General features: G+C 34.4%; 14 protein-coding genes. 1 reads left to right on the top strand and 13 read right to left on the bottom strand.

The genetic code is table 11. From position 1 onward, the window contains the following. Positions 1 to 147: 147 nt before the first annotated feature. The 11 genes from LY08_RS02420 to LY08_RS02370 form a co-directional block, all read right to left on the bottom strand. Positions 148 to 2031 carry an OmpA family protein gene (locus tag LY08_RS02420; RefSeq protein ID WP_111658892.1) on the bottom strand — a complete coding sequence of 628 codons (1884 nt, stop codon included), beginning with the start codon at positions 2029 to 2031 and terminating at the stop codon, positions 148 to 150. Between the two features lie 16 nt (positions 2032 to 2047). Beyond that, the gene (locus tag LY08_RS02415) at positions 2048 to 3004 is read right to left on the bottom strand and encodes a PorP/SprF family type IX secretion system membrane protein (protein WP_111658835.1); all 957 of its coding nucleotides are present in this window, start codon (positions 3002 to 3004) and stop codon (positions 2048 to 2050) included. Between the two features lie 25 nt (positions 3005 to 3029). Beyond that, the gene (locus LY08_RS02410) at positions 3030 to 7733 is read right to left on the bottom strand and encodes a gliding motility-associated C-terminal domain-containing protein (protein WP_111658834.1); all 4704 of its coding nucleotides are present in this window, start codon (positions 7731 to 7733) and stop codon (positions 3030 to 3032) included. A gap of 227 nt (positions 7734 to 7960) precedes the next feature. Further along, positions 7961 to 9751, bottom strand: a complete 1791-nt coding sequence (locus LY08_RS02405; protein ID WP_111658833.1) for a cytochrome c oxidase subunit I — start codon at positions 9749 to 9751, stop codon at positions 7961 to 7963. Positions 9752 to 9785: 34 nt separating this feature from the next. Then, a complete protein-coding gene (locus LY08_RS02400) occupies positions 9786 to 10862 on the bottom strand; it encodes a cytochrome c oxidase subunit II (protein WP_111658832.1) in 1077 nt (358 codons plus the stop codon). Between the two features lie 29 nt (positions 10863 to 10891). Beyond that, entirely contained in the window at positions 10892 to 12262 is a 1371-nt protein-coding gene (locus LY08_RS02395) for a quinol:cytochrome C oxidoreductase (protein WP_111658831.1), read from the bottom strand. A gap of 26 nt (positions 12263 to 12288) precedes the next feature. Further along, positions 12289 to 12846: a c-type cytochrome gene (locus tag LY08_RS02390; RefSeq protein WP_170120592.1), complete on the bottom strand. Its 558-nt coding sequence runs from the start codon at positions 12844 to 12846 to the stop codon at positions 12289 to 12291. Between the two features lie 9 nt (positions 12847 to 12855). Next, on the bottom strand, positions 12856 to 13386 hold the full coding sequence (locus tag LY08_RS02385) for a DUF3341 domain-containing protein (RefSeq protein WP_111658830.1): 531 nt from the start codon (positions 13384 to 13386) through the stop codon (positions 12856 to 12858). Between the two features lie 9 nt (positions 13387 to 13395). Next, positions 13396 to 15126: an NrfD/PsrC family molybdoenzyme membrane anchor subunit gene (gene nrfD, locus LY08_RS02380; protein ID WP_111658829.1), complete on the bottom strand. Its 1731-nt coding sequence runs from the start codon at positions 15124 to 15126 to the stop codon at positions 13396 to 13398. A gap of 34 nt (positions 15127 to 15160) precedes the next feature. Next, complete coding sequence (locus tag LY08_RS02375) at positions 15161 to 18271, bottom strand: TAT-variant-translocated molybdopterin oxidoreductase (protein ID WP_111658828.1); 3111 nt, start codon at positions 18269 to 18271, stop codon at positions 15161 to 15163. A gap of 69 nt (positions 18272 to 18340) precedes the next feature. Then, a complete protein-coding gene (locus LY08_RS02370; RefSeq protein ID WP_111658890.1) occupies positions 18341 to 19642 on the bottom strand; it encodes a c-type cytochrome in 1302 nt (433 codons plus the stop codon). Positions 19643 to 19855: 213 nt separating this feature from the next. Between LY08_RS02370 and LY08_RS02365 the strand changes: the two genes are divergently transcribed. After that, positions 19856 to 20248, top strand: a complete 393-nt coding sequence (locus LY08_RS02365; protein ID WP_111658827.1) for an SPOR domain-containing protein — start codon at positions 19856 to 19858, stop codon at positions 20246 to 20248. A 78-nt stretch (positions 20249 to 20326) separates the two neighbouring features. On the opposite strand, the gene infB is transcribed toward LY08_RS02365, so the two are convergent. Both infB and nusA read right to left on the bottom strand, forming a co-directional pair. Beyond that, a complete protein-coding gene (gene infB, locus LY08_RS02360; RefSeq protein ID WP_111658826.1) occupies positions 20327 to 23035 on the bottom strand; it encodes a translation initiation factor IF-2 in 2709 nt (902 codons plus the stop codon). Positions 23036 to 23075: 40 nt separating this feature from the next. After that, complete coding sequence (gene nusA / locus LY08_RS02355) at positions 23076 to 24308, bottom strand: transcription termination factor NusA (RefSeq protein WP_111658825.1); 1233 nt, start codon at positions 24306 to 24308, stop codon at positions 23076 to 23078. Between the last annotated feature and the right edge of the window lie 6 nt (positions 24309 to 24314).

The following is a 24314-nucleotide window of genomic DNA, read 5'->3' as shown; positions in this document are numbered from 1 at the left end:
TAGTGGAAATCTTTTGATTATAAGTGGATTCCTGCCTATGCAGAAATAACTAATAGTTCTATAAAACAAATATAAAGAAAAAGCCTTTTAGTTTTATTAATTAACTAAAAGGCTTTTAGGTTTCTGTTTAAACGAAACTAAAATTTACTAATTCAAAATTTTAAATTCACTTCTACGATTAATATCATATTCTTCGTCTGTACATATTCCTTCTTTAACACATTGGTTTAAAGGTTGCATTTCTCCATAACCAATACTTCTAAGTCGGTTAGCAGATACACCTTGACTTACAATATATGCTACTGTTGAAGCTGCACGACGTTTAGATAAATCTAAATTATATTGATCTGGTCCTCTTGCATCTGTATGAGAGGATACTTCCACCTCCATATCTGGGTATTTTTTCATGATATCTACTAACACATCAAGTGTTTTTGCAGCATCTGGACGAATATCTGATTTATCAAAATCAAAGTATATTCTGTCTAACGTAATTAGCACATCTCCTTTTTCGTTTTCGTTTACTCGTTCTTCAGCATCTGCATAAGACTCTAAAATCAACTCTATATTATGTTGAATTTTTCCTTTACTATCTGTTGAAAACTCGACATCTTGAGGAATATAAGCTTTACGTGTCCCACGGACTTTATATTTTTTATTAGGTTCTATTTTAAATAAATAGGTAGCATCATTACCAACTATAGTGTCTTGTAATACTCTATCGGAATCGTCAAATAATGTTACTAAAGCACCTACTAGAAGTTCTTTACTGTTTTTATCTGTTACTACACCTTCTACAAGGTATTTTGTTAAGATATTTTCTTCTCTACCAAAACCATATAACCTGTCGTAACCAGAACGATTAGAAGACACATACCCTTTGTCTTCTTTTTCTTTAACAACATAAGCAAAATCGTCTAAATTACTATTAATTGGCTCTCCTAAATTAACAGGTTTATCAAAATTACCGTTAACTGAATTGCTTCTAAACACGTCTAATCCTCCAAAACCTTGATGACCATCTGAAGCAAAATACAGGACATCTAAACTACTAATAAACGGAAACTGCTCTCTATGTTTAGTATTAATTGTGCTTCCTAGATTTTCTGGTGTACCATATGTACCATCCTCCATAATGGAAACCTTATAAAGGTCAAAACCTCCAAAGCCTCCTGGCTGGTCACTTGCAAAGTATAATGTTTTTTGGTCATTACTTAATGCAGGATGCTCTGTACTAAATTTATCTGAAGTAAATGGTAATGGTGTTACGTTTGTCCATTGACCATCAATCAACTCGGCTTTATAAATTTTAATATGTGCTACACGCTCTTCATCTTTTTTGGTACGTTTTGTATTGGTTCTATTAAAATACATTGTTTTACCATCTTTAGTAAACACCGCATTACTTTCATGCGTGTCTGTATTAATAGCATCTGAAAAAGGTGTAATGTTTTCTAGTGTTCTATTTTGGGTTAAAGTAGCATGGTATAAATCTAGGTATGGTAAATTATTCCAAGCAAATGCTGGATTATTGTTATTTCTACCAGAAGCAAAAGCCACTTTATCTTTACCATAAAAAGATAATCCAAAATCGTTTTTTGAGTTAGGATTTTCTAATGGTTTTAACTTGAAAGTATGAGGAGTGGTTTTAGCTAATTGTTCAAAAAAGGCTAATGTATTTTGTCTTTTACCGTAGTAAATATCTAAGTATTTATCTGCTTCTTTGTATTGTTTAACACCCTTTAAAACTTGACCGTATTTAAAATAGTATTCTATTTCTATAGAGTCTCCGTAAGTTAAAAATAACTCTCTGTAAGTTTTATTAGCTTTTTGCATAGCGCTATTATAATAATAACTATCTGCTAAATTTTGCAATACTTCTTGAGTTCGTTCTTTTGTTTCGTATAAATCTGCAGCTTCTGCATAAGCTTTCATTTCGAAAAGTTGATTAATACGTTTTAAACTTCCTTTTTGAGCAACAGACAAGGTGCTTATTAAAAAAGTTACTAATAGGTATATATATTTTTTCATTGTTTTCAGTTTTTTATTAGAAGAAACGTGGTGATCTATCATATCCACCTTTAAATCCGAATATATCTACATCAAATAGTAAAAATATTTCATGGGATCCTGAGTTATAATCGCCTAAGTTTGAGATGGTATAATCATAAGAATAACCGACTCTTAATTGAGGTGTTACTTTAAAATTAACCATTGCCATTATGGCATCTTCTAAACGATATCCTAAACCTGCTTCTAGTTTTTCATTAATTAAAACATTAGCATTTATGTCTATTGCCAATGGTGCACCTGTAACACCTTTAACCATAAAGGAAGGTTTAAATTTTAAATCTTTATTTATATCAAACACATATCCGCCCGTTAAAAAGTAGTGTACATTTTGCACTCCTGTGGTTTTAATTCCGTTTTCTGTTTCAAGATGTTTGGTAGTTAACAGATTAGGTGCTGATAATCCGATATAATAATTATCTGAAAAGTAAAATGCACCAATACCTAAATTTGGAAACGTTTTACTTGTATTTTCGTTAAATGCTGTATCTGTAGATTGGTCTCCAGATTGTAAGTTAAATCCATTAAAATCTGTATTAAACAAGGTTACACCTGCTTTTAACCCAAAAGATAATTTTGCATCAAGTCCAACAGGTAATACATAAGCAAAGTCTGCATAAATATTGTTTTCGTTTACAACATCACCAATATTATCGTTGGTAAAGGATAATCCTACTTCAATTTTTTCATTGATTGGTGTATGTGCAAAAAAGCTTCCTGTGGTTGGTGCACCATCTATACCAACCCATTGTGTTCTGTATAATCCTCCAAGATTTAGCATGCCTTCATCTGCTGTGGCATAAGCAGGATTAATAATACTCATATTATACATGTACTGTGTAAATTGAGGATCTTGTTGCGCTACACTTTTTAATGACACTAATGCCAGAACTAAAATGATAGCCGATTTATGATATATATTTAAATTTTTCATTTTTTAAAATTTTGTTTATTTAAAATTATCTGCTTAGGTATAAACGTCCTTGCTTAGGCTTGTTTATTCCATCATTAAAGTTGAAAACATAGAAGTAAACACCAACTGGTAATTCTTCTTGATTCATAGAGCCAGACTGGTTGGATCTACCGTCAAAACGAGGAGTAGATGCATTTCCTTTATATACTATGTTTCCGTAGCGATTAAAAATTTCAATTTCAAAATTAGGGTAAAGAATGTTAACATTATCTATATCAAAAGTATCGTTAGTTCCATCTCCATTTGGCGAAAACCCATCTGGAATAACTAACAATCCACAACCTGTTAAATCTGGTGTTACTTGAAGTCTAACACTGCTTTCGCAACCTGTACTTGCATCTACTAACACAGCAAAGTACGTTGACCCAACTATAAGCAAGGCTGTACTATTATAAGCTGAACCTCCTGTTGCTGCATCATACCATATTACATTATTTAATGTTGAATCGTATTCTGATATATTTAATGTTAAATCATTAATTGTTGGAGCATCATTAATACACAACTCTTGATTTGGATCTATTAGAGTTGGAGTTGGTACATCATTAACCGTAGCATTAACTTGAATTCTAACAGAAGACTCGCAACCTGAACCTGTAGATTGAGTTGCAAAATAATCTTCAGTTCCTAATGGTAATGCATCTGTCGCATCCAAAGGTGTAGTTGAATTAGCATCTTCATACCAGACAATATTTGTTCCGCTAACTGAAGCGTTTAGATCTGCAATTGTTGGATTTTCTGAGCTACAAAATTCTGGATTAGCGTCTATTATAGTTACGGATGGACTATCATTAACAGTTACTGTTGCAATTGAAGTCGCATCAGTTGTACAAGGTGACATAGCGGTAACGGAATATGTAAAAGTATAGGTTCCAACTGCAACTGCAGTTAAATCTAGTTGCGTACCCGAAAAGCCTGCTGCACCATCGTTGTTAACAAATGTTCCTGTTGCATCTGGTGTCCCTTGTAAAACAGTTAATAAATCTAAAGTACTGTTTGTGGTATCTATATCTACTACACAAATATCAAAACTACCATCTAAACCAGCGTTTGGAGCTTGTGTAACTGTAACTATAACGTCTGCAGAATCAATTCCGCAAGCGTTAATTAAACTATAAGTATATGTACCTTCAGCATCTAATAATGGATCAAATACACCTGTTCCACTAGTTAAAGTTGGTGACCATGTTCCACCAGTATCTGCTGTACCTAGTAAGGTAAATAAATCTGTTGTCCCACTATCATCACACACATCTAAAATAGCGTCTGTCCCTGCATTTAAAGGTTCGCTAACTGTTATTGTAATTGTTGTACTCTGATCTATACAAGGTGCTGTAGCTGTTACTAAATATGTAAAATTGTATGAACCAGCTGTTAACCCAGTTGCATCCAAAATATTACCAGATAAAGCACCTGTAGCATCATCATCTTGCCATACTCCTCCTGTATCTTGTGTACCATCTAATCCTGTATTTAAATCTACAGCATTATTATCATTACACACAGATATTGGAGTTGTTGCAGGATTACCTGGATTAGGTGTTGGATTTATAGTAACTATAACTTCAGATCTTGTTGAAGATTCACAGCCAGTTACAGGATCTATTTGAGAAGCGAAATAATTTTCACCATCAACTAAAACTGTTGTATCTGCTAAAGCAACTCCTCCAGTTGCATCATCATACCACTGAATAGAATTCCCTGTTGCTGTTAAATCTGCTACTGTAGCATTATCACAAAAAGATTGATTTGCATTAACTGTAGGTGCAGGTGTGTCGTTAATGATTATACTTACAGTAACTAACACGTCATCACAAGTTCCAATTGCATCAACATCAAATGTAAAATTAAAAGTCCCTGTAGATAATGCATCTAAAGCAACTGTGTTTGCAGTTAAAGCACCTGTAGCATCATCGTCAGTCCAAGTACCTGTTTGATCTTCATCTGTTAATAAATCAAATAAATTAAAAGTTTGACCTGTAGTTATGTCTGCCAAACAAAACTCTGCTGGTGCATTTACTGTACCAGATTCCGGAGCATCTTCTACAGTTATTACAACTGTACTACTATTAGTACATCCATTAGCTGTAATGGTATATGTAAAATTATATGAACCTATAGTCAATAAAGTTAAATCTACATCTGTACCAGACAATGCTCCTGTAGCATCGTCATCTGTCCAAGTTCCACCAGCATCTTGACCTGATAACTGACCCAATAAATCTAATGGCGAATTAGCTGCTAGGTCATTTTCACAAAACGTTGCAGGCGTCGGTACTCCTGTATTTGGTATTGGGTTAATTATAATTTGTACTGTTACATCCACATCGCTACAGGATCCAATAATTGGTACTGAATAAGTATAGTCATAAGTTCCTGTTGTTAAACCTGAAATATCCACTGGATTAGTTGCTACAGATCCTGATGTATCTGATCCAACATACCATGTCCCGTTGTTATCTTGTGTTCCATCTAATAATGAAAATAAATCAAATGGTGAATTAGCTGCTACTTCGTTTTCACAAAATTCTACTGGCATTAAAGCATTTCCAGATTCTGGTGCTTCTTCTACTGTAATTACAACTGTACTACTATTAGTACATCCATTAGCATCTGTAATGGTGTATGAAAAATTATAAGAACCAATTGTTAATATTGTTAAATCTACATTGGTTCCGGACAAAGCTCCAGTTGCATTATCATCAGTCCATGTACCACCAGCATCTTGACCAGATAATTGTCCCAATAAATCTAATGGAGAATTGGCTGCTAAATCATTTTCGCAAAATGTTGCAGGCGTCGGTACTCCAGTATTTGGTAAAGGATTAATAGTTACTTGTACTGTAACTAAAACATCATCACAAGATCCTATTGCATCAACATCAAAAGTAAAATTATACGTTCCATCAGTATATCCTGATAAATCTACCGGATTAGCAATTGTTGAACCAGTATTATCTGTTCCTAAATACCATGTTCCTGTTTGGTCTTCGTTATCCAATAAATCGAATAAATCAAAGTTAGAAGGTGCTTCACCTTCACAAAACTCTGGAAAAGTTGCAACAGGTGTTCCTGATTCTGGAGCAGGTTCTACTGTAATTGTTATTGTTTCAGAATCCATACATGTACCATTGTCAATAGTATATGTAAATGAATAAGGGCTTCCTGCTACCGTAAACGTTGAAATATCTATAGGATTAGAAACTACAACATTTGCAGCATCAGTCCAAACACCATTATTATTATCTTGTGTTCCATCTAATGCATTAAATAGATCGAAAGGCGAATTTGCTGCTAAATCATTTTCACAAAACACCTGATTAATAGCATTTCCTGCTTCAGGATCCTGAAGCACTACAACCTGAACAGTTGTTGATTCTTCTGGACATGGATTTGGCGCTAAATTTTGAGTATATATAAAATCATATGTTCCAGGTGTCAAACCAGTTAAATCTGCTGGAGAAGTTAAGTTTGTTCCATTTTGAGACCACTGTCCGTTAGGGTCTTCATTATCTAATAACAAAAATAAATCGTAAGCAGCAGGTAAGTCGGCAACACAAAATGTCGCAGGATTTGCTGCAGAAGGAACTCCTGAAGATAATACTGGATATATCGTTATTGTAACAGTAGACACACCATCTGGACAAACACCAGTGCTTGGTACAGTATATGTAAACACATAATCTCCAGGTGCTGTTAATGTAGAAATATTAACTGTCCCTAAATGTCCACCAGTGGTTGGTAATGGTCCTGACCAACTACCTGTTGTATCTGGAGTACCACCTAAAACATCATACAAATTAAAATCTGAGGTTGGTATACTATCTTCGCAATACTCTAAGGTATTGGACATACCAGGATCTACTGGGTCATTAATAATTACAGTTACAGGCACTGTGTTACTATTACAAAATAAATCGTTTACTTGAACGTAGTAAGTGTTCCCGTTTATTAAAGGGGTTCCATTAGGTAGTGCTGGTAAAATAGGATCTCCAGATCCATTAATATTTTGATACCAACTAAACGACCCAGTGGTTCCCGGATCAAGATCTCCAACTGTGGGATTTGTGTCAGAACAAAACTCTTGCGGATCTGCTGGTGTTGGATCTGCAGGTGCAGAAAATACTGCTGTACTACCTGGCTCAATTTGGCTTTCGCAACCAGAACTATCTATGAATACAATAAAATAGTTTGTAGCACCTAATGGTATTACATCAGTACTATTTGCTTGGCTTGTTAAATTGACATCATAATATACTGCTACGGAACCACCAATTGGTATATGAGACTGTAACTCCTGATCTATATAAGTTTGGATTGTAGCATTTTCATTATCACAAAATATGGCATCTAGATTTTGACCTGTAGGTGGTACTTGAAAAGATACTGTTATAGAGTTTCTAACACCACAAGATCCAGTATTATCATCTGCATAATAAGTACCTTCATTAACTAGTTGACTACCGTTAAAAGGATTACCGTTTGTTGGCTGATCATACCAAATAATACCATTGCTACTTGTAGCATAAATATTTAGGTCATCAAAAATTAAACCAGATGCATCACAAACTATTGGGTTTGAATCTGTAATTGTAGGACATTGAGCATAGGTGTTTGATATACCGCTCAAAAAAACTATAAGATAAGTTATAGCAACAGCCACCTTCCCAAACAAGGATTTTGTTTTCATAATTATAGGTTAAGTTAGTTAATAGTTTCACTAAATTTTTTCAAATAAAATTTAATATTTACACTTTAAAGTAATTACTGAGTAATTATTTTTAACAGGGCAATTTAACTGATTTTTTTGTATTTCATCGATTTTTTTTAATTTTTTTTAACATTTACTCAAAAAAGAGATAAAAAAAAAGCGCATTTAAATAATAAAATGCGCTTTATATAAGTATGTTTAATTTATTAATGCTGTAGCTCTTCTTCGCCTTCTTTTAAAGGAACAATTTGAGAAACCCAGTCTTCATCATGACCTGGTTTACTGTAGTCATAAGCCCATCTATGTACATGTGGAATAGCACCTGGCCAGTTTCCGTGCATATGCTCTACTGGAGTTGTCCATTCTAATGTATTAGATTTCCAAGGGTTTTGCTCTGCTTTCTTACCATAGAAAATACTAGAGAAGAAATTATATATGAATACAATTTGGAAAATACTACCTACAATAGCAAATACTGTAATAACAACATTTACACTTGCTAAATCATCAAATAATGGGAAGTTAGTATTTGTATAATAACGTCTTGGTAAACCTGCCATACCTATAAAGTGCATTGGAAAGAAAACTCCGTAAGCACAAACAGCAGTTACCCAAAAGTGTACATAACCTAAGTTTTTATTAAGCATGCGACCAAACATTTTAGGGAACCAGTGGTAAACACCAGCAAAGAATCCGTAAAGTGCAGAAATACCCATTACTAAGTGGAAATGCGCAACTACAAAATAAGTATCGTGTACGTTAATATCAAGTGCACTATCTCCAAGTATAATTCCTGTTAATCCTCCTGTAATGAATGTAGATACTAATCCTATGGAGAATAGCATGGCTGGATTCATCTGGAGATTACCTTTCCATAGTGTAGTTATATAATTAAATGCTTTTACAGCTGATGGAATTGCAATTAATAGGGTTGTAAATGTAAATACAGATCCTAAAAATGGATTCATTCCAGAAATAAACATGTGGTGACCCCAAACAATTGTCGATAAAAATGCGATTGCTAAAATTGAAGCGACCATTGCGCGATAACCAAAAATTGGTTTACGAGAGTTAGTTGCAATAATCTCTGAAGTAATACCTAATGCTGGCAGTAATACAATATAAACCTCTGGGTGACCTAAAAACCAAAATAAGTGCTCGAATAATACTGGAGAACCTCCTTGATAATGTAAAACTTCACCTTGAATAAAGATATCTGATAAGAAGAATGAAGTTCCAAAACTTCTATCCATTATTAATAATAATGCAGCAGATAATAATACTGGGAATGAAATAATACCAATTATAGCAGTTACAAAAAATGCCCAGATAGTTAAAGGTAGTCTAGTCATAGACATTCCTTTAGTACGTAAGTTGATTACAGTTACAACATAGTTTAATGATCCTAATAAAGATGATGCAATAAAGATAGCCATAGAGACTAACCATAAAGTCATCCCTAAACCAGATCCACCCTGAGCCATTGGTAAAGCACTTAAAGGAGGATAAATTGTCCAACCTGCAGCAGCTGGTCCAGCTTCAACAAAGAAAGAACAAACCATTATTACACTAGAAGTAAAGAATAACCAATACGAAACCATGTTTAAAAAACCTGATGCCATATCTCGTGCTCCAATCTGTAACGGAATTAATAAGTTACTAAACGTTCCACTTAAACCTGCAGTTAAAACAAAAAAGACCATGATTGTACCATGAATAGTCACTAATGCTAAATAAATATCCGCACTCATGACACCATCAGGAGCCCATTTACCTAGTAATGCTTTAAAAAGTGGGTTAGATTCTTCTGGCCAAGCAATTTGCATACGCATCATGATTGACATTACTACAGCTATGATTCCCATGATAAGACCAGTAATTAAATACTGCTTGGCAATCATTTTATGATCTTGACTAAATATGTATTTAGTTATAAATGTTTCTTTATGATGATGACCATGATCGTCATGTCCATGTTCTTCTACGTGTGCTGACATAATCTAAAATCTTTTAAATTGTTTTCTTTTTCTTTTAATTTTTTACTAATGAATCAACAAATAGCTTTTGCTCACTCATCCATGCATCAAACTCTTCTTGTGTTTCGACAATAATTTTCATTTGCATGTTATAATGTGATGTACCACAAATTTTGTTACATAATAGTAAATAGTCAAATTCGTAAGGTTCTAACCCTTCTTTACCATCTGCTATTAAAGCTTGACTTTTTTCTTTTCTAATATTATTAATATTAGCTACTTTTTCTTGCATTTCTTGCGTTTCACGCATTTGAGCAGTAGTAACAGTAGGAGTAAATCCAAATTGAGTTATCATTCCTGGAACACAGTTCATTTGGGCTCTAAAGTGAGGCATGTAAGCAGAGTGTAATACATCCTGAGAACGCATTTTAAATACTACTGGTCTTCCTACTGGTAAATGTAATTCTGTAACTATAACATCATCTTTTGCATTTGGATCATTAGCATCAACCCCTAACTCGTTAGCATTATTGATATCAATTAATCTAACATTAGCTTTTCCTAATGTGTTATCTGGGCCAGAGTATCTAGCTTTCCAGTTAAATTGTTGTGCATACAACTCTATAACCATTGGGTCTGCTTCTTCATCGATATTCATGATGCTAGTCCAAGTAAAAAGTCCTTGTATAATTAATCCTGCAAGTACAATTACTGGTATGATTGTCCAGATAGCTTCAAGCTTATTATTATCTGCATAGAATAAGGCTTTTTTACCTTTTTCACCTCTGTATTTATAAGCAAAATAGTGTAATAAAAATTGTGTTACTGTTTGCACAAAGAATATTACTATCATTGAAATTACCATTAAATTATCTAATCCTGGACCATGCTCTGAAGCAGAATTAGACATTAGAGGTAAATCCCCATATTTTACAAAGCAAACAATAGTAATTACATAAATGAAGATTAAAAAACCTATCATTAAATAACCGTTTATTTTGTTGTCGTTATCGTTAGCAACTTGATTATTATCGGTTGTTTTTCCAACTTGAGTTAAATCAAAGATTTTAACCATTTGCCAGATAGCAACGAAAATAAATACTAAAACTAAAATTGATAATAAAGTCGTCATTGTTATCGTTCTTCTTTATTTAATTTTTATTAATAATGGAAATGTTCACTTTCTTTAACAAAAGGATTTCCTTTTGCAGTCAACGATTCTTTAGATAATGCATAGAATACTAATAATAAGAATAGTCCTGCAAACAATAATATTGCACCTATTTCTGGCATACCAATAAACCATCTATCACCTACTGTTGCTGGCATGATCATATTAAATATATCTAAATAGTGACCTGCCAAAATAACTATACCAGCCATAACTACAAACCAAGGTATACGCTTGTAATCGCTATTCATTAATAGTAATAATGGGAATATAAAGTTCATGGCTACCATACCAAAGAATGGCAACTTGTAATCTTCAATTCTAGTCACAAAATAAGTTACCTCTTCTGGTATATTAGAATACCAAATTAACATAAATTGAGAGAACCATAAGTAGGTCCAAAAGATACTAATACCAAACATGAATTTTGCTAAATCATGGATATGACTATCATTAACTGCAGGTAATAAGCCTTTTGATTTAAGATATATAGTCATTAAAGCTATAACAGTAATACCACTTACAAACATACTTGCAAATACATACCATCCAAATAATGTTGAAAACCAGTGTGGGTCTACACTCATTATCCAATCCCAAGACATCATAGATTCTGTATAAATATAAAATACTAAGAATGCTGCTGCAATACGGAATGATTTTTTGAAGTTTCTAATATCACCTTCTGGAGCTTCATCTTGAGCTAAAGAGAATTTACGTGCAAAGAATCTATATAAACTCCATCCACCAATAAATATTAAAGCTCTAATAATAAATCCAGTTTTATTTAACCAACCTGATTTACCAGCTACTAATTTGTCATAGTCGGCGCTTTCTGGATTAACCATATCAGGATTCATCCATACAAAAATATGATCTCCAGCTAATACTGCTATTGCTAACACAATTAATGCACCAGGTAATAAGTAATAAGTAATTGCTTCCATTACTCTAAATAATAATGGAGACCATCCAGCTTGAGCTGCAAACTGAATTGCATAAAATGCTAATACGCCTAATGAAATCATCATAAAGAAAAATGCTGCAACGTATAATGCAGACCAAGGTCTGTTATGAATTTGGTGCATCACATGCTCTGCATGCTCATCACCATGATGTTCTCCTGCATCTGCATGTGCTTCATTTTCATGAGAGGTAGTAGCATGTTCTTCACCATGATGTGCATCTTCTGTAGCGTGAGTATCACCATGACCACCATGACTAGCTTCTTCAGCTAACATCGTTTTAACATCTTCTGTAGTTACGTGATGTGACGAATAATAACTTGTTCCCCACATAATTGCTCCTAAGATGATTAGGATAAGAGAAACTATTTTTAGTCTATTTGAAAGTGTGTACATATCTATATATAAACTTTATCTAAATCTTATTTTTCTAGGTCTGCTTTAAGTTTCATAACGTATGACACTACTTGCCAACGCTCTTCTTCACTTAAAAAATTAGCATAAGAACCCATCGAGTTTTTACCGTAATAAATGACGTGGTAAATACTTCCTTCGTTAATTGCTCGTCCAGCATCATCGTAACTTGGTACTCCAAGAATTTTTTCTCTTTTTACTAGCTTACCTTGCCCAGCTCCTTTGTTACCGTGACAAATTCCACAATAAATTGTATATAATTCTTTTGCTCTTGGCTCGTCAAATTGTGTAGAATCAAGTGGTGATTTTAATTCAGCTTTAGCTAAATCATACCCTTCTACATCATTAGTGTAATCAAAAGATGTATAACCTCTTGAAATAGTCCCTTCTACTGGCAACTGTGCTTCTTGACCATTTGCAAATGCATCAGACTCTTGGTAAGCTTCATAACCTACAGACTCATACATATTAGGCATGTATTGATAATTAGGTCGTGACTTTTTATTACAAGACGTAAACGACACTGCAAGAATGGCTATAATTGTTATTTTAATTAAATGTTTCATTATATCTAATTAATGTGCTTTATCTACTACGTTAATTTCTACTGCACCAGTTTGGGCTAACAAGTCGTGTAATTCTTGTTGATTACCATGAACCGGGATTTCCATTAAGAAATGATCATCTGTTGTTCTTGGGTCTGGGTTTTCTGCTTTCTTAAATGGCCACATTTTACTTCTTAAATAAAATGTAATTACCATTAAGTGTGCTGCGAAAAATACCGTTAACTCAAACATAATTGGTACAAATGCTGGCATATTTTCTAAATAACTAAAGCTTGGTTTACCACCTATGTCTTGTGGCCAATCTTCAATCATTATAAAATTCATCATTAAGATAGCTACTGTTAAACCAACACAACCATACATAAATGCACAAATTGCTAATCTTGTAGGCGCTAATCCCATTGCCTTATCTAGTCCGTGAACTGGAAAAGGTGTATATATTTCTTCGATATGATGTTTTGCAGCCTTCACTTTTTTAACTGCATGCATTAACACATCGTCATCGTTATAAATAGCGTGAATTACTTTTGAAGCTTCCATATGCTACTTTTAGTTTATTAATTTTTTAGCTTGTCCAGACCAATCATCACGTTCTGCTCTTCCTGGGAAAGAACCAGTAATTTCGTCTAACAAGGTATATTCTCTTTTTGTCATTTTACTTACTTGAGCATAAGTATAAATACCTATACTATTAAGTGATTCCTCCATTTTTGGTCCAATACCATTGATCTTTTTAAGATCGTCTGCTGTTTGAACGCTAGGATCAAAAACACCTACACCTTTTAAAATGCTGTCTACTTTATCCGAATCCTTTGCAAAAGTTGGAGTTAGAGTCGTTTCATCTTTTAATTTTGGTACTGATGTTCTAGCATCAGATCCTGTTCCTACAAGACTATCTCCTCGTTCTCTAATGTTTTTATAACGTTGTCCAGATGATTTCAAGATAGTTTTAACCTCTGCTTGTGCAATTACTGGGAATGTACGAGAGTATAATAAGAATAACACAAAGAAGAATCCTATAGTACCTATAAATATTCCAATATCTACAAATGTTGGAGAGAACATTGTCCAAGAAGATGGTAAGTAATCACGGTGTAACGATGTTACAATAATTACAAAACGCTCAAACCACATTCCGATATTTACTACAATTGAAATTGCAAACGAGAACATAATACTTGTACGTAATTTTTTAAACCACATAAATTGAGGTGAAAATACGTTACAAGACATCATTGCCCAATACGCCCACCAGTAAGGTCCTGTTGCTCTGTTTAAGAAAGCATATTGCTCAAATTCTACTCCAGAATACCAAGCTACAAACAACTCAGTAATATAAGCCACACCTACTATAGAACCTGTAATCATGATGACTATGTTCATTAACTCGATGTGTTGTACAGTAATATAATCTTCTAAGCTACACACTTTTCTCATGATGATAAGTAGTGTGTTTACCATCGCGAAACCAGAGAAAATCGCTCCAGCAACAAAGTAAGGAGGGAATATAGTGGTATGCCATCCAGGTATTACAGACGTTGCGAAGTCAAAAGATACAATAGTGTGTACAGATAATACTAATGGTGTTGCTAAACCTGCTAATACTAATGATACTTCTTCAAAACGTTGCCAGTCTTTTGCACGACCTGTCCATCCAAAACTTAATAAGCTATATATTTTCTTTTGAAAAGGTTTTACCGCTCTATCACGTAGCATTGCAAAATCTGGTAATAAACCTGTCCACCAGAATACTAATGATACTGATAAATACGTAGAAATTGCAAATACATCCCAAAGTAATGGTGAGTTAAAGTTTACCCATAACGAACCAAATTGGTTAGGGATTGGCAATACCCAATAGGCTAACCATGGACGACCCATGTGAATAATTGGGAATAAACCTGCTTGAACAACTGAGAAGATGGTCATTGCTTCTGCAGAACGGTTAATTGCCATTCTCCATTTTTGACGGAATAATAAAAGTACTGCAGAAATTAATGTTCCTGCGTGACCAATACCAACCCACCAAACGAAGTTAGTAATATCCCAAGCCCAGTTTACTGTTCTGTTTAGACCCCAAGTTCCAATTCCTGTTGAAATGGTGTAAATAATACAACCTATTCCCCAAAGAAAAGCCACAAGAGCGATAGAAAAGACTATCCACCATTGTTTATTTGCTTTACCCTCTACAGGAGCTGCGATATCTACAGTTACGTCGTGATACGATTTCTCGCCAGTAACTAAAGGTCTTCTAATAGGTGCTTCGTAATGAGACGCCATAATCCTTTTATAATTGTTTATTAATTAATTTTTTTTATGCTTCTTTCGTGTTTCTCACTTTAGTATGATACTGAACATTAGGTTTAGTACCAACACTTTCTAATAAGTGATACATACGATCGTCTTTTAAAAGTTTTGCAACTTTACTGTCTTTATCGTTAATATCTCCAAATACCATTGCACCATTGCTACAAGCAGCAGAACAAGCAGTTTGGAATTCGCCATCCTTAATTTCACGTCCATCGCGTTTAGCATCAAGAATTGTCTTTTGTGTTTTCTGAATACACATAGAACATTTTTCCATCACACCACGAGAACGAACAGTCACGTCTGGGTTAATTACCATACGACCTAAATCGTTATTCATGTGGTAATCAAATTCGTCATTTCCGTTATATAAGAACCAGTTAAAACGTCTTACTTTATAAGGACAGTTGTTTGCACAATATCTTGTACCAACACATCTGTTATATGCCATATGGTTTTGACCTTGTCTACCGTGTGCTGTTGCAGCAACTGGACAAACGGTCTCACATGGTGCATGATTACAATGCTGACACATTACTGGTTGGAATGCTACTTGTGGATTGTCTGCAGGATCTTCTAATTCTCCAAATCCTCCTAAAGAACCATTATCTCCAAATAATCCAGAGAAACCTTCTTTTTTAGCATCATCTTCAGCAAAAGTTTCTTCTGATGAATAATATCTATCAATACGTAACCAGTGCATATCACGACTACGTCTTATTTCTTCTTTACCAACAACTGGTACGTTGTTTTCTGCATGACAAGCAATAACACAAGCACCACATCCAGTACACGCATTTAAATCTATAGATAAGTTAAAGTGATGTCCAATAGAACGATCAAACTCATCCCATAAATCTACTTCTGGTGAAGTAACTGGTGTTTCTTCATGGTTTAATGATACTACAGGGATTTTATTCCATCCATGCTTATGATCTTCTTTGTCATAAGTATTAAAGATTTCTAAAGTTGTTTCCTTTATAATGTCACCACGTCCCATTAAGGTGTTTTGTAACTGTACACATGCAAATTCATGCATTCCAGTAGCTGGCTCGATTGACACGTTTTGTACGGTATCAAAATCGTTGTAAAGTGCAAATGCATTTACACCAGTTTTCATTTCGTCTTTAAGACCAGCGGTTCTACCATATCCAAATGCTAAACCTACAGACCCTTTGGCTTGTCCTGGTTGAATAATTACTGGTACGTTTTTCAACTCAGCTTTTCCAACTTTAAGATTTACATAGCTACCGTTTAATGCGCCTGTAGCGTCATTAGTGTTAACTAAGTTCCAAGCTTCAGCATCAGACTTTGAAACGGTTAAATAATTATCCCATGACGTTCTTGTAATAGGATCTGGAAACTCTTGTAACCATGGGTTATTGGCTTGTTGACCATCTCCCATTCCTATTTTAGAATATAATGTTAACTCTACTCCTTTTCCAGTTGCAGACGTTGCTAAAGCTCTAGCTGCATTTCCAGCAGGAGTTTCATCTTGTTCCACATCTTCAGATGCAGTTTCTACAGTTGTTGTACTGCTAAACACACCGTCATGTAAAGCTTGGTTGTAAGAACTTCCGTTAAGGATTGTGTCTTTCCAAGTGGATTTAATATAATCGTTTAATGCAACATCATTCCCGTTCCACTTTAATAAAGCGTCTTGAAATTGTCTTGTATCAAACAAAGGACGAATAGTTGGTTGCATTAATGCAAAATGCCCTTTCTTTAATTCTACATCTCCCCAAGATTCTAAATAATGAGGTGCTGCTGCTATGTATTGAACTGCTGCTGCAGTTTCATCTTCTTTAGAGGTAAACGCAACAGATAATGTTGTGTTTTTTAAACCTTCTGCAAAGTCGTTTGCATTAGGTAGTGTATATAATGGATTAACACCACTCATGATAATAGCACCCACTTTTCCTGATTTCATATCAGAAATTAAAGTTTGCACAGCTTTGTTATTACCTTGGCGTGTTTTTATTGGTGTTTTTGGATCAAAAGCTTTGCTTCCTAATGCCTTATTTATTTCTAGAGCAACCGTTTGTGCATTAACATCTTGAATTCCTGTTACTAAAACACCATTACTTCCTGCTTTAACTAATTCTGAAGCTGCTTTTTGAACTGCTTCTTTAATTCTAGCTGGTAAGTCGTTTGCATTTACAGAACCACCTACTATTAAACTATGTAATTGTGCTAAAGCTAATTTTTGCTGAGTTGGTGTTAAAGGAACACGCTTATCTGCATTAGCACCTGACAATGACATGTTAGATTCAAACTGAATGTGACGGGACATTTTACCATTGGTAGGAATACGCATTTTTGAATATCCAGAATCAAATCCTCCGCCTTGCCAATCGCCTAGGAAATCTGCTCCAACAGACACAATAGTCATTGCTTTTGAAAAGTCGTAGTTAGCTAATCCACGCTCACCATACATCGCTTGATAAGCATCTAACGCTGCAGATTCTGAAATAGCATCATAAACCACATGGTTTACATTGCCATATTTTTCTGTAAACTCAGCAACTAATTTAGATGTTGATGGGCTAGCATAAGTTTGTGTTAATAATACAATTTGCTTCCCTGAATCTTTCAAGCTATTTAAAGCTTGTGTCGTTTCAGCATCAAATTCTGACCAAGAAATGGCTTTTCCACCTTTCTTAGGACCTTGTACTCTTAAACTATCATATAAATCTAAAACTGATGCATTAACTCTAGCATTAGCATGACCATTAGTTTTAGCTAGTGTATTGTTTTCAATTTTAATTGGACGACCTTCACGAGTCTTAACTAAAACACTTGCAAAATCAAATCCGTTAGCAATAGTGGTTGCATAATAATTTGCAACACCAGGAATAATTCTATCAGGTTGTACTACGTACGGAATAGATTTTACCACTGGTCCTTCACAAGCTGCTAAAGATGCTGCTGCTGTACTAAAACCAACATACTTTAAGAAATCACGACGTGTTGTTGAAGAAGCTTCTAATGTATCCTTATCACCTAAGAACTCATCAGTAGGAATTTCTTGAACAAATTCGTTTTGTTTTAGCGTCTCAACAATAGAGCTATCTTTTAGCTCCTCAACACTTTTCCAGTATTTCTTGTTTGATGACATATTATATAATTGAATTTATTTCTTTATTAATTTAAACTACACTTAGACTATGCTTAGTGTGATACTTTTTTAGTAATGACACTTACCACATTCTAAACCTCCCATTTGAGCTGCAGTAAAGTCTTCTTTTCCGTACTTTTTTGCTAGCTGTTCATGTATTTTAGTGTAGTATGCGTTATCCTTAACTTTTACGTTAGTTTCTCTGTGACAATTAATACACCAACCCATGGTTAATGGCGCATGTTGGTACATAATCTCCATCTCTTCAACAGGTCCATGACATGTTTGACACTCTATACCTCCAACAACAACGTGTTGTGAGTGATTAAAATATGCAAAGTCTGGTAAGTTGTGAATTCTAATCCATTTTACAGGAGACGTTTCACCTGTGTACTTTTGCTCTGCATCATCCCAACCTACTGCTTTGTAAAGTTTTTTGATTTCAGCATTATAATCTACTCCGTATTCTGCTAACCCTTCTTGTTGAGTTTCAGGAGCTACTTCGTAAATTGATTTGTGACAGTTCATACACACATTTAAAGACGGTATCCCTGAATGTTTACTAACTCTTGCAGAAGAGTGACAGTATTTACAGTCTATACCATTGTCACCTGCGTGAATTCTGTGCGAGTAATGTATAGGTTGAACTGGCTCGTACCCTTGATCAACACCTACTTGCATAAAGTATCCATATACAAAGTACGCACTTGCTAACATTAAAGCAATTACGGTAACAAATACTAAAAATTGGTTTTGAACAAATGCTTTCCAGATAGGTGTACGTTTTGTTACTTCTGGTAAAGCCACACCTTTAGCATCTGCAAAACGACGCAATGTTTGATTTACTAAGTATAACGCTCCTGCTAATAAAGCAAATAAAAGGCCTAAAGCACCTAGTAATAATTTGTTTGAAATTCCGCCACCTGTTGACGTTGCACCTCCACCTGTTACATTAGTTTCAACAGGAACTGGAGCAGGAGCTTCAGTAGCAGTATATGCTAAAATATTATCAATATCTGCATTAGTCAACGTTGGAAACGCACTCATGGCTGCTCCGTTGTACTCTTTATAAATCTTGTTAGCGTAAGCATCACCAGATTTAATCATTCCTGCACTATTCTTAATCCATTTATACAGCCATTCTCTGTCAAGACCTTCCTCTTCTGCTAAACGTGCTTCTACATTACGCAGTGCAGGACCTGTCATTTTCTTGTCTAATTTATGACAAGCAATACAGTTAGCATTAAATAAAGATTTTCCAACAACGGGATCGCCTTCTTGAGCGAAAAGTGAGATTGAGAATGTTAGTAAAAAAATTAAGCTTAAACCAAGATTGTTGCTGCTTAACTTACGGTGAATCACCTGTTTCATATTATAAATTGAATTTACTTCTAAACTTTGGTATGGTTTTTTCATCTACATCACGAAAATACAGCATAAAAAAACGTTATGCAAAAGTAATACTTAAAGTCCATTTTAGAAATCTTAAAGAAGTCTTAATTGCTAATTTAGAGAAATTCTAAATAATAAAATTAGTCACTTTTAAGTTTAATACTTTTACATTTGCATTAAATACCACTTAAAATGAAAACATTACAAACTAAAACCTTATTTATAACGCTATTTGCAACACTATTTTTATCAGTGTTTAGTTACGCACAGCAAGGAACTGTAGTAATAAATGAAGATCCTGCAATTGATAAATTATTAGCCATTAAGAAGGATATGAATAGCGACGAAAAAAATAGCGATCGTTATAAAATACAAGTTTATTCTGGTAATTTAGCTACTGCTGAAAGTACAAAATCTAAGTTTGACAGTTCTGTTGGACAATGGCGCTCTCAGTTAGTTTTTGACTCGCCAAATTACAAAGTTTGGGTGGGTAGTTTTAGAACCAGACTAGAAGCCGATCGTGCTTTAGTAGCTGTACAACGCAAGTTTGGAGATGCTTTTATTTTTAAACCGAAGAAAGAATAAAATATTACTTAAAATAACGATACAAAAAAAAGCGATTCAAAATTAATGAATCGCTTTTTTAATATATTAAACTGAGTATTATTTCAGTTTTTTCTTGACTTCTACCTCATGGAATGCTTCAATAACATCACCAATTGCAATGTCGTTGTAATTTTTAATCTGCATACCACAATCGTATCCTTTAGATACTTCTTTAACGTCATCTTTAAAACGTTTTAATGACGCTAATTCACCTGTATATGTCACAACACCATCTCTAATTAAACGAATTTGAGAGTTTCTGAATATTTTACCATTCATGACCATACAACCTGCAATAGTACCTACTTTAGATACTTTAAATACTTCTCTAATTTCTGCTGTACCAGTAACTTCTTCTTTAACCTCTGGAGATAACATACCTTCCATTGCATCTTTAAGATCGTTGATAGCATCATAGATAATTGAGTAGGTTCTGATATCTACCTCTTCTCTATCTGCAATTGTTCTGGCGTTTCCAACAGGACGTACATTAAACCCAATAATAATAGCATCTGATGCAGTTGCCAATAACACATCACTTTCTGTAATGGCACCAACCCCTTTATGAAGGATATTTACCTGAATTTCTTCAGTAGATAGCTTTTGGAAAGAATCTGTTAAAGCTTCAACCGATCCATCCACATCACCTTTAAGGATGATATTTAATTCTTTAAATGTTCCTAAAGCAATACGACGTCCAATTTCTGCAAGTGTTAATGTTTTTGTTGTTCTAACATCCTGCTCACGTTGTAATTGAGTTCGTTTTGTTGCTATTTGCTTAGCTTCACGCTCGTCAGCAAATACATTAAATTTATCACCAGCTTGAGGCGCACCATCTAAACCTAATATTGAAACTGGTGTTGATGGTCCAGCTTCTTCAATATCATGTCCACGCTCATCATGCATAGCTTTTACTTTACCACTGTTTTTACCTGCTAAAACATAATCACCAATACGTAGTGTTCCTGCTTGCACTAAGACTGTAGACACATAACCTCTACCTTTATCTAAAAAGGCTTCCACTACTGTTCCTACTGCTGGTTTTTTTGGATTGGCTTTAAGCTCTAATAATTCGGCTTCAAGTAATACTTTTTCTAATAATTCTTTAACACCTGTACCTACCTTTGCAGAAATATCATGCGATTGGATTTTTCCTCCCCAATCTTCTACAAGTAAATTCATTTGTGCTAAACCTTCTTTAATCTTTTCTGGATTAGCGTCCGGTTTATCTATTTTGTTAATTGCAAAAACAATAGGAACTCCTGCTGCTTGTGCGTGAGAAATAGCTTCTTTGGTTTGAGGCATGATATCGTCATCCGCAGCTGCTACAATAATAGCAATATCTGTAACTTGAGCACCACGAGCACGCATTGCTGTAAAGGCTTCGTGACCTGGAGTATCTAAAAATGCTATTTTCTGACCGTTATCTAAAGTTACACCATAAGCACCAATATGCTGAGTGATTCCTCCTGACTCTCCTGCAATTACATTTTCTTTACGGATGTAATCTAATAAAGAGGTTTTACCATGATCTACGTGACCCATTACGGTTACGATTGGAGCACGAGTTACTAAATCTTCTGGTTTGTCAACAACTTCTTCAATAGATTCTTCTATATCTGCAGTAACAAATTCTGTTTTGTACCCAAATTCTTCAGCTACAATCGCTAAGGTTTCAGCATCTAATCTTTGATTCATGGTTACCATCATTCCTAATGACATACATGCAGAGATAATCTGCGTCACTGGAACATCCATCATGGTTGCTACCTCGTTTGCTGTAACAAACTCTGTAACCTTTAAGATTTTACTTTCTGCAGCTTCGATTTGTTGATCGATTTCTGACTGCTCTCTATGCTGATCTCTTTTTTCTCTTCTATATTTTGCTCCTTTACCTTTAGACGATTTTCCTTGAAGCTTTTCTAAGGTTTCACGTACTTGTCTTTGTACTTCTTCCTCGCTTGGCTCCTCCTTGATTACAGGACTTTTACGCCCTCCTGGTTTTTTACCTTTAAATCTATCGTTTCCTCTTGAAGGACCTGAAGTATTTCTATTATCACCTGGTTTAGAGATACGACGACGCTTCTTTTTGTTTGCGTTATCGTCTTTTTTAGGATCTTCTTTTTTCTTTTTAGGCTTTTTAAATTGAGATAAATCAATTTTATCTCCAGCAATTTTTGGTCCTGAAAGCTTGGTGTATTGTGTTTTTAGCGTTTCTTCTACTGGTTCGTCAGATTCTGCTTCAACAACAACTTCTTTTTTAGCTGCAGGTTTTACCTTTGGCTTATCCTTGGCTTTAGGTGTTTCTTTAGCTTTAGTAGTTTCTTCAGGTTTATCAGCTTTTGGTTTAGCTTCAACAACTTTCTCTTCCTTTTTGACTGCTTTTTTGTCGGTATCTAAGTCGATTTTACCAACTTTTTTTGGTCCAGAGAGTGATTTAGAAGCTTTAATAACTTCTTGATCTTTTTTAAGCTGAGCAGCTTTTGCAGCGTCTTCTGCTTTTTGCTTTTCTTCTAGCTCTTTTTCGCGTTTAATACGCAACTCTTCTTTTTCTTTATTCTTAGCTTCATTAACCTCTTGCGACGCCATTTTTTTGTTCGCATCAGTTTCAAACTCGTCTGAAAGAATTTTGTAAGTTTCTTCTGAAATTTTGGTAGTCGGTCGCTTCTCAATCTCGACACCCTTAGAATCTAAAAATTCTACAGCGCGATCAAGAGAGATGTTAAGCTCACGTAATACCTTATTTAATCTAATTGTTTCAGCCATAAATTGCCTTTAACCTTTTCTTTTTTTTCTCAAATATATGTTAATCTTCGAATTCTTCCTTAAGAATTCTAATAACATCTAAAATTGTTTCTTCTTCTAAGTCAGTTCTTTTAACTAAATCTGCTACGTCTTGCTCTAAAATACTCTTAGCTGTATCTAGACCTGCTTTGCTAAATTCTGAGATGATCCATTCTTCGATTTCATCAGAGAATTCTCTTAATTCTACATCTTCTTCTGCACCTTCTCTTAACACATCTATCTCGTAACCGGTTAATTGACCTGCTAATCTAATATTGTGACCTCCTCTACCAATTGCTTTACTAACCTCTTCTGGCTTCAGTATAGCTTCTGCACGTTTGTTTTCTTCATCAATCTTAATTGATGTAACTCTTGCAGGACTTAATGCTCTGGTGATGTATAACTGTAAGTTATTGGTGTAATTAATAACATCTATGTTTTCATTACCTAACTCACGTACGATTCCATGTATACGAGATCCTTTCATACCTACACAAGCTCCAACTGGGTCAATTCTATCATCATAAGAATCTACTGCTACTTTAGCTTTTTCACCTGGAATACGCACCACATTTTTAATGGTAATTAAACCATCAAACACTTCTGGAATTTCAGATTCAAAAAGTTTTTCTAAAAACTTAGGTGATGTACGTGACATAATAATTGCTGGCTTGTTTCCTTTAAGCTCTACACTATCAATAATACCTCTAACGTTATCTCCTTTTCTGAAAAAATCTGAAGGAATCTGCTTGTCTTTTGGTAAAATAATCTCGTTACCTTCATCATCTAACAAAATAACCGCTCTGTGACGTATGTGATGTACTTCTGCAGTATATAAATCGCCTTCAAGCTCTTTAAACTGCTTGAAAATATTTGTGTTATCGTGCTCGTGAATTTTTGAAATTAAGTTTTGGCGTAATGCTAAAATAGCACGACGACCTAAATCTATTAATTTAACTTCTTCAGACACATCTTCTCCAACCTCAAAATCTGGTTCTATTTTTCTTGCTTCGGATAATGATATTTCTTGGTTTGGTTCTTCAACCTCTCCATCTGCAACAACAACACGGTTTCTCCAAATCTCTAAATCTCCTTTATCTGGGTTTATAATAATATCAAAATTATCATCATCTCCAAATTTTTTCTTTAAAGCATTTCTAAAAACATCTTCTAAAATAGCCATTAAGGTGACACGATCTATTAACTTGTCGTCTTTGAACTCTGAAAAAGATTCAATTAACGCTATATTTTCCATAACTCT

This window comes from Olleya aquimaris (assembly GCF_003259525.1).
Classification (GTDB): domain Bacteria; phylum Bacteroidota; class Bacteroidia; order Flavobacteriales; family Flavobacteriaceae; genus Olleya; species Olleya aquimaris.
This window is presented reverse-complemented; position numbering and strand designations above follow the sequence as displayed.